General features: G+C 67.7%; 20 protein-coding genes. 16 read left to right on the plus strand and 4 right to left on the minus strand.

Going from position 1 to position 19,355, the window contains the following annotated elements; translation table 11 throughout:
- Positions 1-6: 6 nt before the first annotated feature.
- Entirely contained in the window at positions 7-258 is a 252-nt protein-coding gene (locus tag RS883_RS03990; RefSeq protein ID WP_315762901.1) for a DUF4169 family protein, read from the minus strand.
- Between RS883_RS03990 and ssb the strand changes: the two genes are divergently transcribed.
- From ssb to RS883_RS04005, 3 genes are all read left to right on the plus strand, one after another.
- Positions 242-802, plus strand: coding sequence for a single-stranded DNA-binding protein (gene ssb, locus RS883_RS03995; protein ID WP_315762902.1), 561 nt, complete (start codon positions 242-244; stop codon positions 800-802). The two genes, RS883_RS03990 and ssb, sit on opposite strands and share 17 nt — an antisense overlap.
- A gap of 74 nt (positions 803-876) precedes the next feature.
- The gene (locus RS883_RS04000) at positions 877-1,416 is read left to right on the plus strand and encodes a hypothetical protein (RefSeq protein ID WP_315762903.1); all 540 of its coding nucleotides are present in this window, start codon (positions 877-879) and stop codon (positions 1,414-1,416) included.
- A 156-nt stretch (positions 1,417-1,572) separates the two neighbouring features.
- A complete protein-coding gene (locus RS883_RS04005; RefSeq protein ID WP_315762905.1) occupies positions 1,573-2,352 on the plus strand; it encodes a DUF1206 domain-containing protein in 780 nt (259 codons plus the stop codon).
- Between the two features lie 130 nt (positions 2,353-2,482).
- Here RS883_RS04005 and metW read toward each other — a convergent pair whose 3' ends face one another.
- Together metW and metX are read right to left on the minus strand one after the other, a co-directional pair.
- Entirely contained in the window at positions 2,483-3,064 is a 582-nt protein-coding gene (gene metW, locus RS883_RS04010) for a methionine biosynthesis protein MetW (protein ID WP_315764963.1), read from the minus strand.
- Positions 3,065-3,133: 69 nt separating this feature from the next.
- A complete protein-coding gene (gene metX, locus RS883_RS04015; protein ID WP_315762906.1) occupies positions 3,134-4,264 on the minus strand; it encodes a homoserine O-acetyltransferase MetX in 1,131 nt (376 codons plus the stop codon).
- A 303-nt stretch (positions 4,265-4,567) separates the two neighbouring features.
- Here metX and hisC point away from each other — a divergent pair, with 303 nt between their 5' ends.
- Together hisC and RS883_RS04025 are read left to right on the plus strand one after the other, a co-directional pair.
- Positions 4,568-5,665, plus strand: coding sequence for a histidinol-phosphate transaminase (gene hisC, locus RS883_RS04020; protein ID WP_315762908.1), 1,098 nt, complete (start codon positions 4,568-4,570; stop codon positions 5,663-5,665).
- The gene (locus tag RS883_RS04025; RefSeq protein WP_315762910.1) at positions 5,662-6,567 is read left to right on the plus strand and encodes a prephenate/arogenate dehydrogenase family protein; all 906 of its coding nucleotides are present in this window, start codon (positions 5,662-5,664) and stop codon (positions 6,565-6,567) included. The genes hisC and RS883_RS04025 overlap by 4 nt, the downstream gene beginning before the upstream one ends.
- 205 nt (positions 6,568-6,772) lie before the next feature.
- Here the strand turns inward: RS883_RS04025 and RS883_RS04030 are convergent, their stop codons facing one another.
- Positions 6,773-8,353 (minus strand): lysine--tRNA ligase, encoded by a 1,581-nt coding sequence (locus RS883_RS04030; RefSeq protein ID WP_315762912.1) that lies wholly within the window; start codon positions 8,351-8,353, stop codon positions 6,773-6,775.
- Between the two features lie 101 nt (positions 8,354-8,454).
- On the opposite strand from RS883_RS04030, the gene RS883_RS04035 reads away from it, so the two are divergent.
- The 11 genes from RS883_RS04035 to fusA all read left to right on the plus strand — a co-directional run bounded on the left by RS883_RS04035 (position 8,455) and on the right by fusA (position 19,265).
- Positions 8,455-9,345 (plus strand): bestrophin family protein, encoded by an 891-nt coding sequence (locus RS883_RS04035; RefSeq protein WP_315762914.1) that lies wholly within the window; start codon positions 8,455-8,457, stop codon positions 9,343-9,345.
- Positions 9,346-9,548: 203 nt separating this feature from the next.
- Positions 9,549-10,682, plus strand: a complete 1,134-nt coding sequence (locus RS883_RS04040) for a site-specific DNA-methyltransferase (protein WP_315762916.1) — start codon at positions 9,549-9,551, stop codon at positions 10,680-10,682.
- Positions 10,683-10,693: 11 nt separating this feature from the next.
- On the plus strand, positions 10,694-11,764 hold the full coding sequence (folP, locus tag RS883_RS04045; protein ID WP_315764965.1) for a dihydropteroate synthase: 1,071 nt from the start codon (positions 10,694-10,696) through the stop codon (positions 11,762-11,764).
- Between the two features lie 189 nt (positions 11,765-11,953).
- The gene (locus RS883_RS04050; RefSeq protein ID WP_315762918.1) at positions 11,954-12,901 is read left to right on the plus strand and encodes a hypothetical protein; all 948 of its coding nucleotides are present in this window, start codon (positions 11,954-11,956) and stop codon (positions 12,899-12,901) included.
- Between the two features lie 54 nt (positions 12,902-12,955).
- Positions 12,956-13,192, plus strand: a complete 237-nt coding sequence (locus RS883_RS04055) for a hypothetical protein (RefSeq protein ID WP_315762920.1) — start codon at positions 12,956-12,958, stop codon at positions 13,190-13,192.
- 2 nt (positions 13,193-13,194) lie between these two features.
- Complete coding sequence (locus RS883_RS04060) at positions 13,195-13,533, plus strand: DUF3140 domain-containing protein (RefSeq protein ID WP_315762922.1); 339 nt, start codon at positions 13,195-13,197, stop codon at positions 13,531-13,533.
- 55 nt (positions 13,534-13,588) lie between these two features.
- A complete protein-coding gene (locus RS883_RS04065) occupies positions 13,589-14,878 on the plus strand; it encodes a metal-dependent hydrolase family protein (RefSeq protein WP_315762924.1) in 1,290 nt (429 codons plus the stop codon).
- Positions 14,875-15,855 carry an alpha/beta hydrolase gene (locus RS883_RS04070; protein ID WP_315762926.1) on the plus strand — a complete coding sequence of 327 codons (981 nt, stop codon included), beginning with the start codon at positions 14,875-14,877 and terminating at the stop codon, positions 15,853-15,855. Before RS883_RS04065 ends, RS883_RS04070 begins: the two co-directional genes overlap by 4 nt.
- Before the next feature lie 209 nt (positions 15,856-16,064).
- Positions 16,065-16,436: a 30S ribosomal protein S12 gene (gene rpsL, locus RS883_RS04075; protein ID WP_184024456.1), complete on the plus strand. Its 372-nt coding sequence runs from the start codon at positions 16,065-16,067 to the stop codon at positions 16,434-16,436.
- Positions 16,437-16,496: 60 nt separating this feature from the next.
- Positions 16,497-16,967 carry a 30S ribosomal protein S7 gene (gene rpsG / locus RS883_RS04080; RefSeq protein WP_315762931.1) on the plus strand — a complete coding sequence of 157 codons (471 nt, stop codon included), beginning with the start codon at positions 16,497-16,499 and terminating at the stop codon, positions 16,965-16,967.
- Between the two features lie 204 nt (positions 16,968-17,171).
- Complete coding sequence (gene fusA, locus RS883_RS04085; protein WP_315762932.1) at positions 17,172-19,265, plus strand: elongation factor G; 2,094 nt, start codon at positions 17,172-17,174, stop codon at positions 19,263-19,265.
- Positions 19,266-19,355: the final 90 nt, after the last annotated feature.

Here is a 19,355-nt window from a genome sequence, read left to right on the forward strand (position 1 = left end):
CGGCCTTCACGCGTCGTCCTCGCGTCGGGCGTCGTCAAGCAGGCGGGCGGCGCGGGCCTTGTCGGCGGCGTCGCTTGCCTTTTGGGCGGCGGTCCGGCCGAACTTGGTTCGGTTCGCGTCGGCGATCGCGGTGCGCTCGGCCTTAGCTTTTGCCTTTCGAGCGCGGTTCAGATTTACTAGGTCGTCCACAGAACACGAATCTCCCCGCGCGATCCGCTCGCGCGCCTTCATCGGAGCGAACATGGCCGGCAGCGTCAACAAAGTCATCCTCGTCGGCAACCTCGGCCGCGATCCCGAATCGCGCAGCTTCTCGAACGGCGGCAAGGTCGTGAACCTGCGCATCGCCACGTCCGAATCGTGGAAGGACCGCAACAGCGGCGAGCGCAAAGAAAAGACCGAGTGGCACTCGGTCGCGATCTTCAACGAAGGGCTGGCGAACGTCGCCGAGCGGTTCCTTCGCAAGGGATCGAAGGTCTATATCGAGGGTCAGCTTCAGACGCGGAAGTGGCAGGACCAGCAGGGCCAGGACCGCTATTCGACCGAGGTCGTGCTCCAGGGGTTCAACAGCGTGCTGACGATGCTCGACGGACCGGGCGGCGGCCAGGGCGGCGGCGGCGGAGGCGGCTTCGGCGGCGGATCGCGCGGCGGCGGTGACGATTATGGCGACGACTTCGCCGGTCAGTCGTCCAGCCGCGGCGGCGGCAACCAGCGCGGCGGGTCGGGCGGTGGCCAGGGCGGCGGCGGCCGCGGCAACGACTATGGCGGGTTCGCCGACGATCTGGACGACGACGTGCCCTTCTGACGCGTCGATCGGCGATTGATCGCCGAGCGCGTTGCTGTAGATTCAGAAATCGCCCGCTCAGTGGAGTCGCGACGATGGATCTTGCCCTGCCCGCGCTTGCCGATCGTTTCTCCGTGGTGACCTTGTCCGAGCGGCGCGTGCCCGCCTGGAGCCGGCTGCTCGACTGGCCGGCGGCGGGCAACGCGCATGTGCCCGTCCGCGCGCGCCGCCTGTCCGACCGCAACCTGCTTGCCGCCAAGATCGACCGGGCGGTGCTCGATGCCGATCGCGCGGTGCTTCTCGTCGCCGAGGGCGCCGGGTGCTTCGCTGCCGCATGGTGGGCGCGGCTGTCGCCGGCCGATTATGTCGGCCGGGTTGCGGGTGCCCTGTTCTTCGAGCCCGGCGCCAAGGACGAGGCGCGCTTCGCCTCGCCGCGGGTGACGCTGCCGTTCCCGTCGGTGCTGGTCGGCGACGACGAGGTTCGCGCGCTGGCCGATGGCTGGGGCAGCAGCATGGTCGATGGCGAGGAGGGGCCGCTGCTGCGCGCCCAGCGCGCGGTCCACCGCTTCACCGCCGCGGTGGTCGAGCGCGAGGTCCGTTCCGGCGAGCGGCTTTGGATGGGCATCGTCCGCTGATCCTTTTCGCCTGACCGGCGTTGCGTCGCTGTTTGATTACGGTACCGGCCCGCTCCTCCACCCCGCCGCCCATCGGTATGATGATTGGGCGGCGGGGTGGGGGAGCGGGCCGGTACCGTCTCCGGCGTGAGCCGGCCGACGAAAAGGGGACTGCCGATGAAGCCCGACGAACGCATCGCGATGCTGGCGCGGATCGGATACGCCGCGCGGGCGATCATCTATTTCGCGCTCGGCTATCTCTCGCTGGCGACCGGCCGCGCGGAGGGGACGACGAGCGTGCTGTCGCCGCTGTCGCGCATTCCCGGTGGTGAGGCGCTGACCGCGGCGCTGGCGGTGGGGCTCGCGGCGTATGGCCTGTTCCGCCTGTACGGCGCGGCAATCGACCTGGAGGCGGATGGCGACGATGCCAAGGGGATCGCCAAGCGTGCGGGCCATGCGTTGAGCGGCTTTGCGCATTTCGGTCTCGCTTACGGTGCGGCGTCGCTGTTCGCGTGGGGCACGCAGCCCGACGACGGCGCGGCGGGGCGCGACGCCACCGCCTATGCGCTGGATCTCCCGATGGGGTGGGCGCTGCTGATCCTGGCGGGCGTCGGCTTCGGTGCGGCGGCGTTCGCGCAGGCCGAAAAGGCGTGGAGCGCCAATTTCATGCGGCTGCTGACCCGCGACGCGCCGCACTGGAGCGAGATCGTCGGGCGCATCGGCGATGCCGCGCGGGCGGCGGTGTTCGCGGCACTCGCCTGGGCGCTGGTCGATCTTGGCCGATCGGGCCGCGCCGGCGAGGTGGGATTCCAGGATGCGCTGGCGGCCTATGACGATCGTGGCTGGCTGTTCGCGGCGGTGGCGGCGGGGCTGATGCTGTTCGGCGTCTTCAGCCTGGTGATGGCACGGTATCGTGACGTCTGTGACACGCCATTGGTGCGGCGATTGATGGCCTAACTATTCTAACGACCGTTCGTGCTGAGCTTGTCGAAGCACGTGCCGAGAGCGGGCTGTGCGGGACACGTCCTTCGACAGGCTCAGGACGAACGGTAAAGGGGGCAAACGCTGACACCGCTCAACGAGCGGACTACCGCCTGAGCAGGAACACCGCGTGTTCGGCGAAGAAGTTGGCGCCAGCCGGTTTCGCGGGGCGGCCGTTCGACAGGAACCAGGCGCCCTCCACCGTCAGGCCGCGTTCGCGGACGAGAGCGCGGAAATCGTCGATGGTGACGTGGTGGATGTTCGGCGTCTCGTACCACGCGACCGGGAGCAGCCGCGTGACCGGCATTCTTCCACCCCACAGCAGCGAGACGCGCACGCGCCAATGCGCGAAATTGGGGAAGCTGACGAACGCGCGCTGGCCGATCCGCAGCAGATGATCGAGCACGACGTGCGGGCGCATCGTTGTCTGGAGCGTCTGACTGAGGATCGCATAGTCGAAGCTTTGATCCGGATAGTCGGCGAGGTCGGTGTCGGCATCGCCCTGCACCACCGACAGCCCGCGCGCGACCGCGGCGGCAACGTTGGCGGGGTCGATCTCCAGCCCGCGCGCGTCCACCTGCTTCTGGTCGCGCAGCGCCGCCATCAGCGCGCCGTCGCCGCACCCGACGTCGAGCGCGCGCGCCCCCGGCGCGACATTGCGCGCGATGATCGCAAGGTCGGGACGCAGTTCTCCCCTCCCGCTTGCGGGAGGGGTCGGGGTGGGAGGTCGGGCGCATCGCTGTCGCCATGCCCACCCCTAACCCCTCCCGCAAGCGGGAGGGGGATTGCCAAGAAAACCCTCGACCACCCGGTTTAACTCGGGGCTTTCGAGCAGGAAGGCGTCGTGGCCGAAGGGGGAGGAGAGCTCGACGAAGCTCGCCGCCGCGCCCGCGGCGTGGAGCGCCTGCACCACCGCGCGGCTTTCGCGCGTGGGATAGAGCCAGTCGGTGTCGAAGCTGACGAGGCAGAAGCGCGTTGCCGTCCCGCGGAACGCGTTGGCGAGGACGCCGCCATGCTCCTCGGCCAGGTCGAAATAGTCGAGCGCGCGGGTGATGTAGAGATAGGCGTTGGCATCGAACCGGTCAGTGAAGGCGAGCCCCTGGTGCCGAAGATAGCTCTCGACCTGAAAATCGGCATCGAAGCCGAACGACTTGGCCTCACGCGCCTGAAGCCGGCGACCGAACTTCTCGGTGAGGCCCGCCTCCGACAGATAGGTGATGTGCGCGGCCATCCGCGCGACCGCCAACCCCGCGGCGGGCGCGGCGCCGTCGTAATAGTCGCCGCCGTTCCATGCGGGGTCCGCCATGATCGCCTGTCGCCCGACCTCGTGAAAGGCGATGTTCTGCGCCGAGTGGCGCGCGGTCGCGGCGATGATGACCGCGGCGGCCACCCGGTCGGGGAAGGTCGCGGCCCAGCTCAATGCCTGCATCCCGCCCATCGACCCGCCGACCACCGCCTTCAGCCGGCCGATGCCGAGATGGTCGAGCAGCATCGCCTGCGCGCGGACCATGTCGCGGATGGTGATGACGGGGAAGGACATGCCCCAGGGCTTTCCCGTCGCCGGATTGATCGTCGCCGGGCCGGACGAGCCCATGCAGCTTCCCAGCACATTGGTGCAGATGACGAAGTCGCGCGCGGGGTCGATCGGCTTGCCCGGCCCGATCATCCGCGTCCACCAGCCGGGCTTGCCGGTGATGGGATGGTTCGACGCGACATACTGATCGCCGGTCAGCGCGTGGCAGACGAGGATCGCGTTCGATCCGTCGGCATCGGGCGTGCCATAGGTCTCGTACGCGATCTCGACCGGCGACAACAGCACCCCGCCGTCGAGGCGGAGCGGGCCGGGAAGCGTGACGCGGCGGTTCTGGCCGAAGCGGGGGTCGGACATGGAGGGCGCGCCTTAGGGTCAGGACCCGTTACTGGCAACGGTCGTGATCGCCCGGAGCAGCCCGCCGACGAGGAGCGCAGCGCAGTCGCGTAGCTGTCGCTACGCGCAAGCAAGCGACGACGCTCGGCGGGCTGCTCCGGGCGACCGCGGCGGGCCGATGGGGCCGCACGGCGGCGTCGCGCGGCCCCATCGGCTCCGTCACGACCGTTGCCAGTAAGGGGTCCTGACCCTTAGCGAAGCGCGTGTGCCGGCGAAAGGGCCATGCCCTTGCGAGTGCCCCGCGGCGGGCCTATCGGCGGCGCCATGATCGCACCCGTTCCCAAGCCCTGGATCATGGGCATCGCCCCTTATGTCCCCGGTCGGTCGAAGACCGACGACGGGCGCACCGTCGCCAAGCTGTCGTCGAACGAGAATCCGCTCGGCACCGCGCCGGAGGCACGCGCGGCGTTTACCGCGGCGGCGACGAGCCTCGACCGCTATCCGGACGCTGGCGCGAGCGCGCTGCGCGAGGCGATCGGCGCGCGCTATGGCCTCGATCCGGCGCGGGTGATCTATGGCACCGGGTCGGACGAGGTGCTGCACCTGGTCGCGGGCGCCTATGCCGGACCGGGGGACGAGGTGATCTTCGTCCGCTATGGCTTCGCGGTCTATGAGATCGCGGCGCGGCGGGTCGGCGCGACGCCGGTGATCGCGCCTGACTCCGATTACGCTACCGATGTCGATGCGATCCTGGCGTCGGTCACGCCGGCGACGCGGATCGTCTATGTCGCCAATCCTAACAACCCGACGGGCACGTTTGCGGGCCGTGACGAGATCGCGCGGCTCCACGCCGGGCTGCCGCGCGACGTGGTGCTGGTGATCGACCAGGCCTATGCCGAATATATCGACGCGGCCGACGACGACGGCGCGCTCGAACTCGCCAAGTCCGAGCCCAACGTCATCGTCACGCGCACCTTCTCCAAGATCTATGGCCTTGCCGCCGAGCGGATCGGCTGGGGCTATGGCTCGGCGGAGGCGGTCGAGGCGATGCACCGCATCCGGATGCCCTTCAACATCACCACCGCCGGCCAGGGTGCGGCGATGGCCGCGCTGGAGGCGCAGGACTTCGTCGAAGCGAGCCGGGCGCACAATGCCGAGTGGCGCGCGTGGCTGACCGAGGAGGTCGGCAAGCTCGGCAATGCGGGCCTGCGCGCGGTGCCGTCGAAGTGCAACTTCGTGCTGGTGCTGTTCGAGGGGCCGGTGAGCGCCGAGACCGCATACAAGGGCCTGATGGATGCGGGCTATATCGTCCGCTGGCTGCCGGGGCAGGGGCTGCCGCACGGGCTGCGCATCACGATCGGTACTGCCGAGGAAACGCAGGGCGTGATGGCGGCGCTGCGCACGATCGTCGAGCGGGGATGAGCTTCGCTCGGATCACCGTCGTCGGACTGGGGCTGATCGGCTCGTCGGTCGCGCATGCGGTGCGTGCGCGGCTGCCCGAGGCTCGCGTCACCGGCTATGACGGCGATCCCGAGGTGCGTCGCGTCGCGAGCGAGATCGGGTTGTGTGACACGATCGCCGACGATGCCGCCGCGGCGGCGCGCGAGGCGGAACTGGTCGTGCTGTGCGTGCCGGTCGGCGCGATGGGCGCGGCGGCGAGCGAGATGGCGGGCGCGCTGCCGGTCGAGGCGATCGTCACCGACGTGGGATCGTGCAAGGGCAGCGTGGTCGAGGCGCTTCAGACCGCATTGCCGGGGCGCACGATCGTCCCCGCGCACCCGGTTGCCGGCACCGAGCAGAGCGGGCCGACCGCAGGCTTTGCGACGTTGTTCAACCATCGCTGGTGCATCCTGACCCCGCCCGAGGGCACCGATGCCGCCGCGGTCGAGCGGGTCGCGAACTTTTGGCGCGCGCTGGGGGCGGAGGTCGAGACGATGGCGCCCGACCATCACGACCGCGTGCTGGCGGTGACCAGCCACCTGCCGCACCTCATCGCCTATACGATCGTCGGCACCGCGTCGGACCTCGAGGAAGTGACGCAGTCGGAAGTCATCAAGTTTTCCGCGGGCGGCTTTCGCGACTTCACGCGCATCGCCGCGAGCGACCCGACGATGTGGCGCGACGTGTTCCTGGCCAATCGCGAGGCGGTGCTCGACATGCTTCAGCGCTTTTCGGAGGATCTGGCGCTGCTCCAGCGCGCGATCCGCTGGGGACAGGGCGATGCGCTGTTCGACCATTTCACCCAGACGCGCGCGATCCGGCGATCGATCGTCGAACAGGGTCAGGACGACGCGCGGGCCGATTTTGGGCGGGCGCACGAGTAGGAAGAGCTCTTCCCCGCTCTTCTACCCATTCGTGCTGAGTAGAGACCGAGTAGCTGCGCAAGCAGCGTATCGAGGGCTCGTATCGAAGCACGGTCCCACGCGCCCACCTGTCCTTCGATACGCCATCTCGATACGCGGCTATCGCCGCTACTCGACGGCTACTCAGGACGAACGGAGGCGGGGGGACTGAAAGGGTCCCGCTGCGTCAGCCCCGCCCCAACGCCGCCGCGATCAGCGCGCGGGTGTTCGCCACGCCGTACAGCGCGATGAAGCTGCCCATGCGCGGACCCTGGCTAGATCCCAGCAGCGTTTCGTAGAGCGCCTTGAACCAGTCGCGCAGCTGCTCGAACCCGCCGGTTTTGCCGATCTCGTAGACGATGTTCTGGATGTCCTCCGCCGACGCATCCTCAGGCAGTGCGGCGAGTTCGGCGTCGAGGCGTTCGAGCGCGGCGACTTCCACGCCCTCGGGCGCGCGGCGGACGGGCTTTTCGGCGACGTCGCGGACATAGGCGATGGCGTGGCCGATTAGCGCGTCGAGCGCGGGATAGCGCGCCGGCGACGCATCGGCGACATAGTTGCCGAGATAGCCCCAGACCTGTTCCTTCGTCGCCTCGCCCATCACGCCGATGAGGTTGAGGAGCAGCCCGAAGGTGACAGGCAGCGCCTCTTCGGGTGGCGGGCCATCATGGATGTGGTGGACGGGATTGCCCAGCCGCTGTTCGACCGGCTGGCCGGCATAATTGCCGCGGAACTGCCAATATTCGTCGATCGCGCGCGGGATGACGCCCAAGTGGAGCTGCTTGGCCTTCTTGGGCTCGCGATAGGCGTAGAAGGCGAGGCTCTCTTCGGGGCCATAGGTCAGCCACTGGTCCAGGCTGAGGCCGTTGCCCTTGGACTTCGAGATCTTCTGCCCGTTCTCGTCGAGGAACATCTCGTAGTTGAAGCCCTCGGGCGGGCGAGCGCCGAGGACGCGGGCGATCTTCGACGACTGGGTGACCGAATCGATCAGGTCCTTGCCCGCCATTTCGTAATCGACGCCGAGCGCGACCCAGCGCATCGCCCAGTCGACCTTCCACTGAAGCTTGGCGCGGCCGCCCAGGATCGACTGTTCGATGTGCTGGCCGTCGTCCTGGAAGGCGATCAGGCCGGCATCGGCATCGACGACCTCGACCGGCACCTGGAGGACGATGCCGCTGGTGGGGCTGATCGGCAGCACCGGGGAATAGGTCGCGCGCCGCTCCTCGCCCAGCGTCGGCAGCATCACGCCCATGATCGCGTCATAGTGGCGCAGCACCGCCTTCAGCGTGTCGTCGAAGCGGCCGCTGGCGTAATAGTCGCTGGCGGAGGCGAACTCGTACTCGAAGCCGAAGCGGTCGAGGAAGTCGCGCAGCATGGCATTGTTGTGGTGGGCGAAGCTTTCGAATTTCTCGAACGGGTCGGGCACCTGGGTCAGCGGCTTGCCGAGATGCTCGGTCAGCATCGCGCGATTGGGGACGTTGTCGGGCACCTTGCGCAGCCCGTCCATGTCGTCGCTGAACGCGATCAGCCGCGTCGGCTGGTCCGAAAGCGTCTCGAACGCGCGGCGGACCATCGTTGTGCGCAGCACTTCGTTGAAGGTGCCGATATGCGGCAGGCCCGAGGGGCCGTAGCCGGTCTCGAACAGGATCGCCTCTCCCTCCGGCTTTCCAGCGGGATAGCGCGCGAGGAGCTTTCGTGCTTCCTCATAAGGCCAGGCCTTGGAAGCGAGGGCGGCGGTGCGGAGTTCGGGGGTCACGTCGATCGGCATGGCGGAGCCTCTAGCGACGGTAACGCTTCCTTACAAACCGGACCGGAACACTTCGCAGCCGCAACAATTCTAGGGCGCGTCCAACGCAGGTTAAACAACGCATGATCGTCAACAACTCCCCCCGCATGAGCACGATCGTCGTCGAGGTGTGGAAGCCGCTGCTGGCGCTTTTCGTGTGGGACGTGATCGTCACCGTCTTCTACATGACGACCACCTTCAGGGCGCCGTCGCTGCCGCTCACCATCTTCGGTACGGTGCTCGCGCTGTTCCTGGGGTTCAGGGACAATTCGGCGTATCAGCGCTGGTGGGAGGGGCGGCAGCTCTGGGGGTTGATGATCAACGCCTCGCGCAACCTCGCCCGCGCGGCGATCGCATTCATCCCCGACGAGCCGGCGCGGGCCCGCGACCTCAAGCGGTCGATCGCGCTCCGCCAGGTCGCCTATGTCAATGCGCTCCGCGCCCAGCTCCGCAAGCTGGGCGAGTGCCCCGAGGTCTATCAATTCGTCTCGAAGGAAGAGGGTGCCGAGCCGATGAGCCGCGTCAACGGCGCCAACGGCTTCCTCGACGGGACGGCGAAGCGGATCGAGGAGGCGCGGCGCGAGGGCTGGATCGACACGATCCAGCAGACGCAGATGGAGCGCATCCTGGTCGACATCGCCAATGCGCAAGGAGGCATGGAGCGGCTGAAGAACACGCCGCTGCCGGTCCAGTACCGGTTCTTCCCGTCCTTCTTCACGCGGCTGTTCTGCGTGCTGCTGCCGATCGGGCTGGTCGAGACGCTGGGCTGGGCCACGCCGGTCGGCTCGACGCTGGCGGGCCTGATGTTCCTCGCCGCGCTCCAGATCGGCGACGACCTGGTCGATCCGTTCAGCAACACGCCGCACGACCTGCCGATGAACGCGATGTGCCGGACGATCGAGATCGACCTGAAGCAGGCGATCGGCGACGAGGCGCCGAAGCCGCTGACCCCGGTCAACGGGGTGCTCTGGTAAGATTGCGGCCGTGTGAGTCCGCTGCGCCACACCGCAAGCGGTAGCGGTGGCGCTGAGCCCGCGCGGCCCCAGATGTGGTTGCGGACTCGCAATGTTCCTGCGGATTAGCGGAATCTCAAGCTTTTGCGTTAACCACTTCGCGCTTGACCCGAAGCCCGCTTTGGATTCCCGATGCGCGGCCAAGGGGTTCGGGGAAGAGCGGGATGGCGGTTGCGGAAAAGCTGAAGCGGACGGCGGGGGTGCGTGCGCGCAAGGCGGCGGCGCCGCTGCCGCTCGACACGATCCTGCGCGGCGACTGCGTCGCGGCGATGAAGGCGCTGCCCGATGCCAGCATCGACTGCATCTTTGCCGACCCGCCCTACAACCTCCAGCTCGGCGGCGAACTGTTCCGGCCGGACGGCAGCCATGTCGACGCCGTCACCGACGACTGGGACCGGTTCGACACCTTTGCCGCCTATGACCGGTTCACGCGCAGCTGGCTGAAGGAAGCGCGCCGCGTCCTGAAGCCGAATGGCACGATCTGGGTGATCGGCAGCTATCACAACATCTTTCGCGTCGGCACCGCGATCCAGGACATGGGGTTCTGGATCCTCAACGACATCGTCTGGCGCAAGTCGAACCCGATGCCGAACTTCAAGGGCACGCGGTTCACCAACGCGCACGAGACGCTGATTTGGGCGTCGATGGGCGAGAAGGCGCGCTACACCTTCAACTATCGCAGCCTGAAGACGCTGAACGACGAATTGCAGATGCGGTCGGACTGGGAGTTCGCGATCTGCTCGGGCGCGGAGCGGCTGAAGGGCGAGGACGGGCACAAGGTCCATCCGACGCAGAAGCCGGAGGCGTTGCTCTATCGCGTAATGCTGGCGGCAACGCATCCGGGCGACGTGGTGCTCGACCCCTTCTTCGGCACCGGTACGACGGGCGCGGTCGCAAAGCGGCTGGGCCGCCGCTTCATCGGCATCGAGCGCGAGGAAGCGTACATCGCCGCCGCCGAGGCGCGGATCGAGGCGGCGCTGCCGCTCGACGAGTCGCTCCTCCAGACGATGCAGGCGCCGCGCAACGCGCCGCGCGTGTCGTTCGGAACCCTGGTCGAGAACGGGCTGGTCACGCCGGGCACGGTGCTGACCGATGCCAAGCGGCGCTGGCGCGTCACCGTGCGCGCCGACGGGTCGCTGGCGGGCGACGGCGGCGAGGGATCGATCCACAAGCTAGGCGCCGCGGTGCAGGGCGCGCCGTCGTGCAATGGCTGGACCTTCTGGCACCATGAGGACGAAAGCGGGCTCGCGCCGATCGACAGCCTGCGCAAGCGCTGGCTGCTCGCCACGCAGCCCTGAGACGCGGCGTGATCCACCTTCGCCCCGTCCAGTTCGCCGACACGCCGGTGGGGCGCGATGGCGAGGTCGCGCGCCTGGCGGGCGGACTGCAATGGTTCGCGGCTTATGACGTGATCGGCGGGGGCGAGCGGCGGACGGTGCCGGTCGCCGCGTTCGACGATTTCGTCGCGACCCTGCCCGATGCGCAGGCGGAGCGGGCGAACCTGGTCGCCAGGCGCATTTCGGCACCGCGCGCGCCGATCGCGGCGGGGGAGCGGGTGCTCCGCTTCGACCAGCCGCAGGTGATGGCGATCCTGAACCTCACGCCCGACAGCTTTTCCGATGGCGGGCGGCATGACGGCGATCCGGCGAGTGCCGCTGCAGCGGCGGTCGACATGGCGGCGGTGGGCGCCGCGGTTATCGACATCGGCGGCGAATCGACTCGCCCCGGCGCGGCGACGGTCTGGGAAGGCGACGAGATCGCGCGCGTCGTCCCCGTGATCGAGCGGCTGGCGGCGAGCGGCACGCCCGTCTCGATCGACACGCGCAAGGCGGCGGTGATGGAAGCGGCGCTGGCAGCAGGCGCGCACATCGTCAACGACGTGTCGGCGCTCCTCTACGACGATCGCGCGGTCGAGGTGGTCGCGCAGGCGGGGGTGCCGGTGGTGCTGATGCACGCGGCCGATCCCAAGGGCGGCGCGGCGGGGACGATGGCTGGCGGCAACGCGCTGACCGACTGCTTCGACTGGCTGGAGACCCGGATCGAGGCGGTCGTCGCGGCCGGCATCGATCGCGCGCGCATCATCGTCGATCCGGGCATCGGCTTCGGCAAGTCGCTGGCCGACAACTTGGCGATCCTCAACGGCCTGTCGCTGTTTCACGGGCTCGGCTGTCCGCTGTTGCTGGGGGCCAGCCGCAAGCGGGTCGTCGGCGCGCTGTCGGGCGAAGCGCCGGTCGAGCGGCGGCTGGGCGGATCGCTGGCGCTCGCGCTGAAAGGTGCGGAACAGGGCGCGCAATGGCTGCGCGTCCACGATGTGGCTGAGAGCGTTCAGGCGCTGCGCGTGTGGCGGGGGCTGCGGGACGCGGCGCTTACCGCCGCGTAAAGAGCGCCGTCATTTCCGAACCGTCGGCGAAGACGAACAACGGGCTTGGTCCGAAGCGGATAAATCTTGATTAAGAACCCGCTTCAAACGCTTCTCAAAGCATCCAAAATGAAGCGTTTGGAACATTTGGTGTCCGCGTAACTTGCGTCAGTATCAGCTTCGGATTTGAACCAATCTGAGGGGATTGGCATGAGCGATCAGTCGGTAAGCTATCGCGGTCTGTTCGAAGTGGACGAACGAGTCGTCGTGGCGATCGGCGATGGACCCGGCGCCGACGCGCTCGCCGATGCGGCGCGGATCAGCGGTGCCCGGCTCGCGGCACAGGTCGGACTGGCCGAGGGCGCGGCGCGTCTTGCCATGCAGGCGCGGCTTCACGTGATCGCCATCGACCTGCCGGGTGGCGAGCCCGACGCGCGAACCGCCGCTGCGCTCGACGCCGCGGCGGCGGCAGCGCATCGCCACGGTGCACGCGTCATCGCGAGCTTCCCGCCGGACACGATCGACCTGGCGGTCGCGGCGTTCGAGGGTGTTGAGGCCGAGTTGCTCTGCGATCCCACGCCGGTCGATCGCGTTGCCGCGTTCGCCATGCTCGCGCCGCCATCGACGATGCTGCACGATGCCGCGCGAGAGGCGGACCAGCGGCGGCTGCGCCAGCTCAACGACGAGGTTGCGCGCATTGCCGAGACGCTGGCGCGGCTGGCACGTGCCGAACCTGACCTGGCGTCGCTCGCGCCGCCGCTCGTCGATCGCAGCGCGAGCTTCCACGCCGATCCCGACGATGGCGAGCCGGGGATTGACGCCGCCGACGTTCGTGCCTCGATCCGTGCGCGGCGGATGCGCGACCAGTTCTTCGATCCGACGCTGTTTGCCGATCCGGCCTGGGACATGCTGCTCGACCTGTTCGCCGCGCATCTGGAGCATACGCGCGTCTCGGTCTCCAGCCTGTGCATCGCCGCCGCCGTACCGGCGACGACGGCGCTGCGCTGGATCACGACGATGCGGGAGGCGGGATTGTTCGAGCGGCACGACGATCCTTTCGACCGCCGCCGCGCCTATGTCGGGCTGAGCGACGTCGCGGTGACGGCGATGCGGCGCTATTGCGGGGCGATGCGGCGGGCGGGGTTCGCCATCCCCTGACGCAACGAGTTGGCGAGTCGTCGGTTGAGCCTTTCGCAAACCGAGGAGAGGTTCATGAAATCGCGCTACTTTCTGGCCCTGCCGCCGATCGCGCTGCTGGCAGCCTGTGGCGGCACCGCGACCGACCAGTCGGCGACGACGACGAACACCGGCAACGTCATTCTCAACGATGCGCAGGCCAACTACTCGTTCGAGAACGACGCGATCCTCAACACGACCGCCGACGATGCCGCCGCGATGAACGCGATGGGCAACGACATGAACGGCGCGATGCCCGCCAACGGCATGTGAGCATGGACGACGACGACAAGAAGTCGGTGCGCGACGACTTCGCCGAGGCGGTCAACATGGCGCCGGCGGCGATCGAAAAGTTCCTCGACAGCGAGGATTCGAAGCGGGTCGGCCAGAAGGACGGCGGCGGCGAGAGCGTCGGCCACGCGTCCGGCCGGCGCATCGTCGAGATCAAGCGCAAGAAGCAGGGCGACCTGACCGACGACGATTACGCGCACATGAAGAAGGTCGTCGGTTACGTCCACCGCCACCTGGCGCAGGGCGGGCCCAAGGACGATGCCGAGCATTCGGACTGGCGCTATTCGCTGATGAACTGGGGTCACGATCCGCTGAAGGATTGATCGGCCGCCGCTTTGGGGTTGCCGCGGTCGTTTCGACGCGGCAACGTCATTCACCATGTTCAGTTCGCTTCTCGCGCTCGCCGCCGTCGCTGCGCCCGTCCAGGAAGCGCCCGCTTCCGACAGCGTCGTCATCACCGCCGACCGGCTGATCGATGTCTCGACCGGCCGCGTGATCGACCGGCCGGTGATCGTCGCCACCGGCGGCCGGATCGTGTCGATCGTGGGGGAGGGGACCTCCCGGCCCGTCATCCCCGCCAATGCCCGCCGGATCGACTTGCCCGGCAAGACGCTGCTCCCGGGCCTGATCGACATGCACGTCCATCTGACGAGCAACCCGAAATATGGCGGCTATACCGGGCTTCAGTTCACCGACAGCTTCTGGATCGCGCAGGGCGTCGGCAATGCCGAGCGCACGCTGCGCGCGGGCTTCACGACGGTGCGCAACGTCGGCAGCGACGGCTATGCCGATGTCGGCATGAAGCAGGCGATCGAGGAGGGCTGGGTCGTCGGTCCACGCATCGTCCCCGCCGCCCACGCGCTGGGCGCGACCGGCGGGCATTGCGACGAGACGTTCCTGCCGCCCTCCTACAACCGCAAGTCGGTGGCGGTCGGCGACAGCCCCGAGGAATTGCGCCGCCGGGTGCGCGAGCAGCGCAAATACGGCGCTGAAGTCATCAAGGCGTGCGCCACCGGCGGCGTGTTCAGCCGCAACACCGAACCCGGCGTCCAGCAGCTCCGCCTCGAGGAGCTGAAGGCGATCGCCGACGAGGCGCATTTCTGGAAATTGAAGGCCGCGGCGCACGCGCACGGCGCTGACGGCATCCGCGCGGCGATCGAAGCCGGGTTTGACACGATCGAGCATGTCAGCTTCATCGACGATGCCGGGATCAGGGCGGCGAAGGCGCGCGGCACCTTCCTGGGCTTCGACGTCTACAACACCGAATACACCCTGTCGGAGGGCGAGAAGAACGGCGTCCTCCCCGAGAATATCGAGAAGGAGCGCCGCGTCGGCACGATCCAGCGCGAGAATTTCCGCAAGGCCGCCCAAGCGGGCGCGCGCATGATCTTTTCCACCGACGCCGGCATCTATCCGCACGGCGACAATGCCAGGCAGCTGGCGGTGATGGTGCGGTTCGGGCTGACGCCGCTCCAGGCGATCCAGTCGGCGACGGTCAACGCGGCTGAGGCGCTGGGACGGTCGGGGGACGTCGGCACGCTCGCGGTCGGTCGCTATGCCGACATCGTCGCTGTCGAGGGCGATCCGCTGAGCGACGTTCGCTTGCTCGAACGTCCTGCCGCGGTCATCAAGGGCGGCGAGTTGATCGTCGGGGAGGGCGCGCGATGAGCGTCCTTGCCGCGCTTGCGCTGCTACAGGCGGGCGCCGCCGCGCCGGTGCCTGACCTCGGCGCCAATCTGGAGCGGTTCGACTATCCCTTCACCGTCGAGCGGCTGCGCGTGCCCGTGGGCGGCGAGATGGCGCAGATGGCGTTCATGGACGTGCGGCCGGCGACGTCGAACGGGCGCGCGATCGTGCTGCTCCACGGCAAGAATTTCTGCGGCGCGACCTGGGAAGCGGCGGCGCGGATGCTGACCGCGCGCGGCTGGCGCGTGCTGATCCCGGACCAGATCGGTTTCTGCAAGTCGGACAAGCCGGCGGGTGCGCAATACACGCTGTCGGGGCTTGCGGCGAACACCGCGCGGCTGATGAAGGCGCGCGGGATCGGCCGCGCGGTCGTCGTCGGCCATTCGATGGGCGGGATGCTCGCGGCGCGCTTCGCGATCGACCATCCGGAGCTCACCGAACGGCTGGTGATGGTCAATCCGCTCGGCCTCGCCGACCGCGCGGCGGAGGGCGTGCCCTATCGCGCGCTCGCCGACCTGATCGCCGACGAGCGCAAGACCGACGCCGCGAGCATCAAGGCGTATCAGCTCGCCAACTATTATCACGGCGAGTGGCGGCCGGGGTACGACCGCTGGGTGCGGATGCTGGCGGGCCAGTCGGCCGGCGCCGGGCGCGAGGCCGTGGCGATCGCGCAGGGCAAGACCAGCGAGATGATCTTCACCCAGCCCGTCCTCTATCAGTTCGGCCGGATCAAGGCGCCGACGACGCTGATCGTCGGCACCCGCGACACGACGGTGTTCGCCAAGCGCCAGGCGCCGGCGACGCTTCAGGCGTTCCTGAAGCCGATCCCGGCGCTCGCCCCCGCCGCAGTCGCGCGCATCCCGGGCGCCAAGCTGGTCCGCATGGAGGGGCTGGGCCATTCGCCGCAGGTCGAGGCGCCCGACCGCTTTCACGAGGCGCTGCTCGGCGCGATCGGGTGACGGGTGCGCGCGGGGCGGCGGTGTTGACCGTCCCGGCGCCCGCGCGTATAGGCCCGCCGGTTCCTGCCGGGGGCCTTTCGATTCCCGACCGGACATGCGCTGAACGTTGCTGGAGACGTCAAAGACCTGGGCGTGCGCGTCCGGGTCGTTTTCGTATTCGCTCGTAAAGGGCTCCAGCAAAGTAACCACTAGATAAGGTGAAGGGCTTCATGCCGACGATCAACCAGCTGGTCCGCAAGGGCCGCGAACCGCAGAAGGCCAAGTCGAAGGTCCCTGCGATGGACCAGAACCCGCAGAAGCGCGGTGTCTGCACCCGCGTCTATACGACGACGCCGAAGAAGCCGAACTCGGCGCTTCGCAAGGTGGCCAAGGTCCGCCTGACCAACAGCCGCGAAGTCATTTCGTACATCCCGGGCGAGGGCCACAACCTGCAGGAGCACTCGGTCGTGCTCATCCGCGGTGGCCGTGTTCGCGATCTTCCCGGCGTCCGCTACCACGTCCTTCGCGGCGTGCTCGATACGCAGGGCGTCAAGGATCGCAAGCAGAGCCGTTCGAAGTACGGCGCCAAGCGTCCGAAGTAATCGCCATAGTAGGCTCCGGACGGGTTCCGGATCGGCCGAAGTTCTAGAAGGAAGTCTGAGATGGCACGTCGTCGTCGTCCCGAGAAGCGGGAAATCCTGCCTGATCCCAAGTTCGGAGATCAGGTCCTGTCGAAGTTCATGAACAGCGTCATGCTGGACGGCAAGAAGGCGGTCGCCGAGGGCATCGTCTATTCGGCGCTGGAAACCGTCGAGAGTCGCGCCAAGCGCGATCCGATCGGCGTGTTCCACGATGCGCTGAACAACATCAAGCCGGGCATCGAGGTCCGCAGCCGCCGCGTCGGCGGTGCGACCTATCAGGTGCCGGTCGAGGTGCGTCCCGAGCGTGCGCAGGCGCTGGCGATCCGCTGGCTCATCACCAGCGCGCGTAATCGTAGCGAGAACACCATGTCGGCGCGCCTGTCGGGCGAGCTGATGGATGCGGCGAACAATCGCGGCAATGCGGTCAAGAAGCGTGAGGACACGCACCGCATGGCCGAAGCGAACCGCGCCTTCTCGCACTATCGCTGGTAATGACTATATAGGGGGTGAGGCTTCGGCCTTGCCCCCACCCCGTTTGACCTGAGCAGGGTCTGAGCATCGGCGAAGGTCCGTGTCGAAGGGTCCTTCGATACGCCACTTCGCCAAGCTCAATGGCTACTCAGGACGAACGGATCGGGCTAAAGGCCCCCAGAATTCAATCCGCACCCGCCGCCATTCGGCACCAGGAGTAAGACCATGGCCCGCAGCCATCCGCTCGAGCGCTATCGCAACATCGGCATCATGGCGCACATCGACGCCGGCAAGACGACGACGACCGAGCGCATCCTCTATTACACCGGCAAGTCCTACAAGATCGGCGAGGTCCATGAGGGCACCGCGACGATGGACTGGATGGAGCAGGAGCAGGAGCGCGGCATCACGATCACGTCGGCGGCGACCACCTGCAAGTGGAAGGCCGAGGACGGGCAGGGGCCTGAGCACCTCATCAACATCATCGACACGCCGGGCCACGTCGACTTCACGATCGAGGTCGAGCGTTCGCTGCGCGTCCTCGACGGCGCGGTCGCGTGCTTCGACGGCGTCGCCGGCGTCGAGCCGCAGTCGGAGACGGTGTGGCGCCAGGCGGACAAGTACCGCGTGCCGCGGATGTGCTTCGTCAACAAGCTCGACCGCACGGGCGCCGACTTCTATTTCTGCGTGCAGTCGATCATCGATCGCTTGGGCGCGAAGCCCGCCGTCCTCTATCTGCCGATCGGCATGGAAGGCGGCTTCAAGGGCCTGGTCGACCTGGTCGAGAACCGCGCGATCATCTGGCTCGAGGAGAGCCTGGGCGCGAAGTTCGAGTATCAGGAGATCCCGGACGACCTGAAGGAAAAGGCCGCCAAGTATCGCAGCGACCTGATCGAGCTTGCCGTCGAGCAGGACGACGATGCGATGGAAGCGTATCTCGAGGGCAACGAGCCCGATTCGAAGACGCTGAAGGCGTTGATCCGCAAGGGCACGCTCAACATGACCTTCGTGCCGGTCGTGTGCGGCTCGGCGTTCAAGAACAAGGGCGTGCAGCCCCTGCTCGACGCCGTGGTCGATTATCTGCCGAGCCCGCTCGACGTTCCGGCGATCGCCGGCGTGAAGCTGGACGGCGAGACGGCGGACGAGCGTCCCTCGTCGGACGATGCGCCGTTCGCGGCGCTGGCGTTCAAGATCATGAACGATCCGTTCGTCGGCTCGCTGACCTTTGCGCGCATCTATTCGGGTATCCTGACCAAGGGCGGGTACCTGAACTCGGTGAAGGACAAGAAGGAAAAGATCGGCCGTATGCTCCTCATGCACGCGAACTCGCGTGAGGACATCGACGAGGCGCGCGCGGGCGACATCGTCGCGATCGCGGGCCTCAAGGAGACGACGACGGGCGACACGCTGTGCGACCCGGCGCACCCGATCATCCTGGAACGCATGGAGTTCCCCGAGCCCGTGATCGAGCTCAGCGTGGAGCCGAAGACCAAGGCCGATCAGGAGAAGATGGGCATCGCGCTCAATCGCCTCGCCGCCGAGGATCCCTCGTTCCGCGTGACGACCGACCACGAGAGCGGCCAGACGATCATCAAGGGGATGGGCGAGCTCCACCTCGAGATCCTCGTCGACCGCATGCGCCGCGAGTTCAAGGTCGAGGCCAATGTCGGCGCGCCGCAGGTCGCGTATCGCGAGTATCTCGGCAAGCCGGTCGACATCGACTACACGCACAAGAAGCAGTCGGGCGGCACCGGTCAGTTCGGCCGCGTCAAGGTCAAGCTGACGCCGGGCGAGCGCGGTTCGGGCTTCGTCTTCAAGGACGAGATCAAGGGCGGTAACATTCCGAAGGAATATATCCCCGCGATCGAGAAGGGCTTCCGCGAGACGGCGGCGACGGGTTCGCTCGTCGGCTTCCCGATCATCGACTTCGAGGTGCTGCTGTACGACGGCGCGTACCACGACGTCGACTCGTCGGCGCTGGCGTTCGAAATCACCGCGCGCGCAGCGATGCGCGAGGCGGCGCAGAAGTCGGGCATCAAGCTTCTCGAGCCGATCATGAAGGTCGAGGTCGTCACCCCCGAGGATTATCTCGGCGACGTCATTGGCGACATGAACAGCCGCCGTGGCCAGATTCAGGGCACCGACACGCGCGGCAACGCGCAGGCGGTGACCGCGATGGTCCCGCTGGCCAACATGTTCGGTTACGTGAATCAGCTTCGTTCGTTTACGCAGGGCCGCGCGAGCTATTCGATGCAGTTCAGCCACTATGACGAAGTGCCCGCCAACGTCGCCGACGAAGTGAAGGCGAAGCTGGCGTAACGCGCCCGGCGCCTGGGCGCTGGCATTATCGGAAATCAGCCGCTATGGGGCCGCCTTCGCGCGAGTCCCCTGCGTGGCCGGGAAATCGAA

Origin of the sequence: Sphingomonas sp. Y38-1Y (genome assembly GCF_032391395.1) — a bacterium.
Taxonomy (GTDB): Bacteria; Pseudomonadota; Alphaproteobacteria; order Sphingomonadales; family Sphingomonadaceae; genus Sphingomonas.

Bases quoted from the DNA above. Each gene is read 5' to 3' on its own strand.
- ssb (WP_315762902.1), top strand. From the start codon at position 242: ATGGCCGGCAGCGTCAACAAAGTCATCCTCGTCGGCAACCTCGGCCGC.
- RS883_RS04000 (WP_315762903.1), top strand. From the start codon at position 877: ATGGATCTTGCCCTGCCCGCGCTTGCCGATCGTTTCTCCGTGGTGACC.
- RS883_RS04005 (WP_315762905.1), top strand. From the start codon at position 1,573: ATGAAGCCCGACGAACGCATCGCGATGCTGGCGCGGATCGGATACGCC.
- metX (WP_315762906.1), bottom strand. From the start codon at position 4,264: ATGTCCGACCCCCGCTTCGGCCAGAACCGCCGCGTCACGCTTCCCGGC.
- hisC (WP_315762908.1), top strand. From the start codon at position 4,568: ATGATCGCACCCGTTCCCAAGCCCTGGATCATGGGCATCGCCCCTTAT.
- RS883_RS04025 (WP_315762910.1), top strand. From the start codon at position 5,662: ATGAGCTTCGCTCGGATCACCGTCGTCGGACTGGGGCTGATCGGCTCG.
- RS883_RS04030 (WP_315762912.1), bottom strand. From the start codon at position 8,353: ATGCCGATCGACGTGACCCCCGAACTCCGCACCGCCGCCCTCGCTTCC.
- RS883_RS04035 (WP_315762914.1), top strand. From the start codon at position 8,455: ATGATCGTCAACAACTCCCCCCGCATGAGCACGATCGTCGTCGAGGTG.
- RS883_RS04040 (WP_315762916.1), top strand. From the start codon at position 9,549: ATGGCGGTTGCGGAAAAGCTGAAGCGGACGGCGGGGGTGCGTGCGCGC.
- RS883_RS04050 (WP_315762918.1), top strand. From the start codon at position 11,954: ATGAGCGATCAGTCGGTAAGCTATCGCGGTCTGTTCGAAGTGGACGAA.
- RS883_RS04055 (WP_315762920.1), top strand. From the start codon at position 12,956: ATGAAATCGCGCTACTTTCTGGCCCTGCCGCCGATCGCGCTGCTGGCA.
- RS883_RS04060 (WP_315762922.1), top strand. From the start codon at position 13,195: ATGGACGACGACGACAAGAAGTCGGTGCGCGACGACTTCGCCGAGGCG.
- RS883_RS04065 (WP_315762924.1), top strand. From the start codon at position 13,589: ATGTTCAGTTCGCTTCTCGCGCTCGCCGCCGTCGCTGCGCCCGTCCAG.
- RS883_RS04070 (WP_315762926.1), top strand. From the start codon at position 14,875: ATGAGCGTCCTTGCCGCGCTTGCGCTGCTACAGGCGGGCGCCGCCGCG.
- rpsL (WP_184024456.1), top strand. From the start codon at position 16,065: ATGCCGACGATCAACCAGCTGGTCCGCAAGGGCCGCGAACCGCAGAAG.
- rpsG (WP_315762931.1), top strand. From the start codon at position 16,497: ATGGCACGTCGTCGTCGTCCCGAGAAGCGGGAAATCCTGCCTGATCCC.
- fusA (WP_315762932.1), top strand. From the start codon at position 17,172: ATGGCCCGCAGCCATCCGCTCGAGCGCTATCGCAACATCGGCATCATG.